The following is a 4138-nucleotide window of genomic DNA, read 5'->3' on the forward strand; positions in this document are numbered from 1 at the left end:
GCTTACGGTATTGGGCAACTGGCCTATTCGGCTGATAATTACCGTTAGTATGCTCATCCTGCTTTACCTGCTGCTTCAGCAACTGAACCTCGCAGGTACCAGCAGGCTGCTTTCCAACGGAACGGGTAAAGAATGGGGATGGCTGGCAGATTTTGCAGCAGCAACCGGGTTCAGGAGCCGGGGTGTAAACTGGACACCCTACCTGATTATGCTGGCAGTGGTAGTTCCGCTGGTAAGTTTTGCCGCCACTCAACCCGATTTTCTGCAAACCTATCCCAAGATGAAACTCCTGCAATTTCAGGCCCAGCCACCTCCTTCCGGCTGGCAAAAAATAGCGTTTCAACTGGCTTATGGGTCAGATTTTATAACCATAGAATTATTTTTCCGGGGTTTCCTGGTGGTATTACTGGCCCGTTTAATTGGGCCCGCAGCTATTCTGCCCATGGCGGTATTTTATTGTTCCATTCATTTCGGCAAACCCCTGCTGGAATGTATCTCTTCTTATTTTGGCGGATTGCTGCTGGGTATTTTTGCCTGTTATTCGGGCTCCATCTATGGCGGTATCGTGGTTCACCTCGGACTGGCCTGGATGATGGAGCTGGCCGCCACCATTGCGCTCTACAATAAGCGATAAATGCCCCGGTTTTGATGCCCTGCGGATTAAGATTAATTTTACGGAATGGCACCTGATATAAGCAAAGAAATTGAATTTCAAACCGCACGCAGCGGAGGAAAAGGCGGACAGAATGTGAACAAGGTGGAAACCATGGTACAGGGGCGCTGGATGCCCGAACAATCGGCAGCGCTTACCGCGGAACAACGCAGCCTTATTTTGCATAAACTGCAACACCTGCTCAATAAGGACGGCAGCATATTGGTTAAGTCGCAGGAAGAGCGTTCGCAATCGGGCAATAAGGAGCGGGTTTTGCGTAAATTCCAGGACCTCCTGGAAAAAGCCCTGGTTAAAAAGAAAGTGCGGATTGCTACCCGGGTTTCCAAAGCTGCACAGGAACGTCGAATAGACAGCAAAAAGCAGGCAGCCACAGTAAAGGCTAACCGAAAAAAAATCCGCCCGGGAAGCTGGGAGTAGTTCCTGCTGACATACCGTTGTCAAAAGCCCTACTAATTTTGCCATATGAGTAGTTTACTGAAGGATATTTATTCAGCGGCCTTTTACGAGGAATTGGGTAAGCAGTTGAAAAAGACACTGCCTAAATTTTCAACAACGGCCTTCAACCAACAGATCTTCACCCCTGATTGGAAACAAAAAGAACTGAAGGATCGAATGCGGCATACCGCTGATGTACTACATGTTCAACTGCCCAAAGATTTTCGGGAGGCAGCTCCCCTATTACATGCTTTCTGCGAACGATTATCGGTGGTACAGGTTCCGGGCGGCAGCCTGGCACTCATGTTTTTACCCGATTATGTAGAACGTTATGGAATAGACCACTATGAAGCGGCCGTTCCCTTATTAGAAAAAATAACACCTATTACCAGTTGCGAATTTGCGGTACGCCCCTTCCTGATCCGTTATCCTGGCCCCATGTTAAAGCAGATGATCCGGTGGTCTCGCCATAGCAATCACCATGTTCGGCGTTTAGCGTCGGAAGGTAGCCGACCGCGCCTTCCCTGGGCTATTGCTTTGCCGGCATTTAAACAAGACCCAGGTCCCGTGCTTCCCCTGCTCGAAAATCTCCGCAATGATCCTTCCGAATACGTTAGGCGCAGCGTAGCCAATCACCTGAACGATATCGCCAAGGATAATCCGGCTATTGTACTGGAGGTAGCACGCGCCTGGAAAGGGGTATCGCCAGAAACAGATGCCCTCATTAAACATGCCTGCCGAACCCTGTTGAAGAAAGCCGATAGCGGTGTTCTTTCTCTATTTGGGTTGGATGCTAAACGGCTTGAACTAAGCGGTTTCACGCACCGCCGCAAACTCCGCATGGGTGAAACCCTGGATTTCCGGTTTACGATAACGAATACAGGTAAGCAACCGGTTTTAGCCCGCCTGGAATACGCCCTCTATTTTCTTCGTCAGAATGGCAGGTATGGAAAAAAAGTGTTTAAGATAAGTGAACGCACCCTGCCGGGGGGTGCAGCAATTGATATTGCCCGGAATCATGCATTCCGTCCGATTACGACCCGGGTCTATTATTCCGGTGTACAGCGGTTATCCATTATCGTGAATGGCCGTGAAAGCGAGCCCCTGGACTTCCGCCTCACGGTCTGATTGTATATCGGGTCGGTTGCTGTTGGTGGAGCGTCGTCTTACCCGTTAAAATACCTATCTTTGAAGCCTTCTCTCCGCGCTATCGCGGTGCGTACGCGCATCGAGGAAAGTCCGGACAGCATAGGGCAATACACCGGCTAACGGCCGGGGAATGGGTAACCATTCACAGACAGTGCCACAGAAAATAACTACCTCTTAAGGAGGAAAAGGTGAAAATGTAGGGTAAGAGCCTACAGCGTTTTCCAGTAATGGACAACGGGGGTAAACCTTGTATGCTGAAATGCCATGTATACCGGTGGTCGAGAGCGGCCCGTTCAAGTTTACAGCGATGTGAACACGCCGGAGGGTAGGCAGATAGATCTCGCCAGTAATGGCGCGACCAGATAAATGGTAGCGATCCGCTAAGGTGCAAACCTCGGCGGAAACAGAATCCGGCTTACAGGAGAGAAGATTTTTTATCCACTTCCATCATGTATTTTTTCCGGTATTCCAATGGGCTCAAACCCACGCATTTTTTAAACACATCCCGAAATGCTTTGGAATCGGTATAACCACAATCGTACATTACTTCACTAACTGTTTTACGCCCCTTTTCGAGGTTTATTTTTGCGGCTTCCATGCGCACTTTCTGCGTGTATTCAATGATAGAATTGCCTGTTGCGGAACGAAATCTCCGCTCTAATGTACGGCGTACCAGGTTATGGTTCTGCGCCAGTTCATCGATCGTGAATTTATCGCCAATATTATTCTCTATGTATTCCTGCACTTGTAAAACCGTTTCATCCCGATGTTCTTTTTGCCCGGCAAATAGTTGATAAACAGACTGGTATTTCCGATCAATATCTATCATAAACAATTTCGAAATCAATACAGCCAGTTCACGGCCCCCGTATTTTTCAACCAGGTAAATCAACAGGTTCGTAAATGCATAAGCCCCGCCACTGGTAATAATACCTTGCTGATCAGTGATAAGCCGTTCCCCTTTTACCTGCACTTGCGGAAACATCGCCTGCAGGTAAGGCGCATGTTGCCAATGCACCGAACAGTTTTTTCCATTTAATAAACCCGACGCTGCCAGCAGGTATGCGCCAATGCACATCGACGATACGGTTGCCCCGTTTTTATAGTGTTGGGTAACAAATTGAAGCAGTTCCTGATTTTCGCGGATTACCAGTGCAGGATCATCATGCACAGCAGGAATAATAATCAAATCGGTTAACAGTACCTCTTTCCACCACTTGGTAGGCATAATCTGCGCCGCTCCGGGTTTTGCTGATCCAACAGCCCCAAATCCAACCAGATCAATTTCAAAAAGCGGTTTTCGGTGTTGCCGTTGGTATTGTTCATTGGCAGCACCCAGCACCTGGTAACTGCCCATAATATTTACCACGCTTACATCGCCCTGCGGAATCAGGATGGATACATGTTTCATCAGCCAATCGTTTTTACAAATATAGTTTCCTCTTCTGTCGCAATCAACCCACGCTATTGTCGTATTTAAGAACTAACCAGTTGCAAATTAAATACCAACTTTGGCTTACTATGGCAAAAGCAACCGCCCGGATATGTGCAAAAGGTCACCGCTATTTTAAAAGCAGTAGCTGTCCAACCTGCCCGGTTTGTGAAGCAGGCTTTAAACCGGCGAATGGTTTTCTTTCCGTAGTAAGTGCCCCGGCAAGAAGAGCACTGGAAGCTGCCGGCATTCATACCCTTTCAGAACTGGCAAAATGGAGCAAAAAAGAATTGCTGCAATTGCATGGTTTTGGTCCTTCGTCCCTTCCTACACTGCAACAGGTATTAAAGGAACACAAATTAGATTTCCGCAAGGAAGAGTAGCCGCCGGGTAATTGCTTTTTGCTGCAGCGCATAGCAACCGATGGCACGGTAGCTATTACTTCGTAT

3 protein-coding genes, 1 other RNA gene and 2 pseudogenes are annotated in these 4138 nt (G+C 48.1%); 5 read left to right on the top strand and 1 reads right to left on the bottom strand.

Annotated elements, in window-relative coordinates:
- The 4 genes and pseudogenes from A1D16_RS11445 to rnpB all read left to right on the top strand — a co-directional run.
- Positions 1-634, top strand: a 634-nt coding sequence (locus tag A1D16_RS11445; RefSeq protein WP_290709553.1) for a CPBP family intramembrane glutamic endopeptidase, incomplete at its 5' end; no start/stop codon positions are given.
- A 66-nt stretch (positions 635-700) separates the two neighbouring features.
- Positions 701-1090, top strand: a pseudogene (arfB, locus tag A1D16_RS11450) (alternative ribosome rescue aminoacyl-tRNA hydrolase ArfB); the annotation flags it as partial.
- A 45-nt stretch (positions 1091-1135) separates the two neighbouring features.
- Entirely contained in the window at positions 1136-2236 is a 1101-nt protein-coding gene (locus tag A1D16_RS11455; RefSeq protein WP_290709555.1) for a DNA alkylation repair protein, read from the top strand.
- Between the two features lie 66 nt (positions 2237-2302).
- Positions 2303-2691, top strand: an RNA gene (gene rnpB, locus A1D16_RS11460) — RNase P RNA component class A.
- A gap of 35 nt (positions 2692-2726) precedes the next feature.
- On the opposite strand, the pseudogene A1D16_RS11465 reads toward rnpB, so the two are convergent.
- Positions 2727-3668 (bottom strand): annotated as a pseudogene (locus A1D16_RS11465) (helix-turn-helix domain-containing protein); the annotation flags it as partial.
- 110 nt (positions 3669-3778) lie between these two features.
- On the opposite strand from A1D16_RS11465, the gene A1D16_RS11470 reads away from it, so the two are divergent.
- Positions 3779-4072: a DNA-directed RNA polymerase subunit alpha C-terminal domain-containing protein gene (locus A1D16_RS11470; protein ID WP_290709557.1), complete on the top strand. Its 294-nt coding sequence runs from the start codon at positions 3779-3781 to the stop codon at positions 4070-4072.
- Positions 4073-4138 lie beyond the last annotated feature (66 nt).

Source organism: Flavihumibacter sp. CACIAM 22H1, from assembly GCF_001601815.1.
Taxonomy (GTDB): Bacteria; Bacteroidota; Bacteroidia; order Chitinophagales; family Chitinophagaceae; genus Flavihumibacter.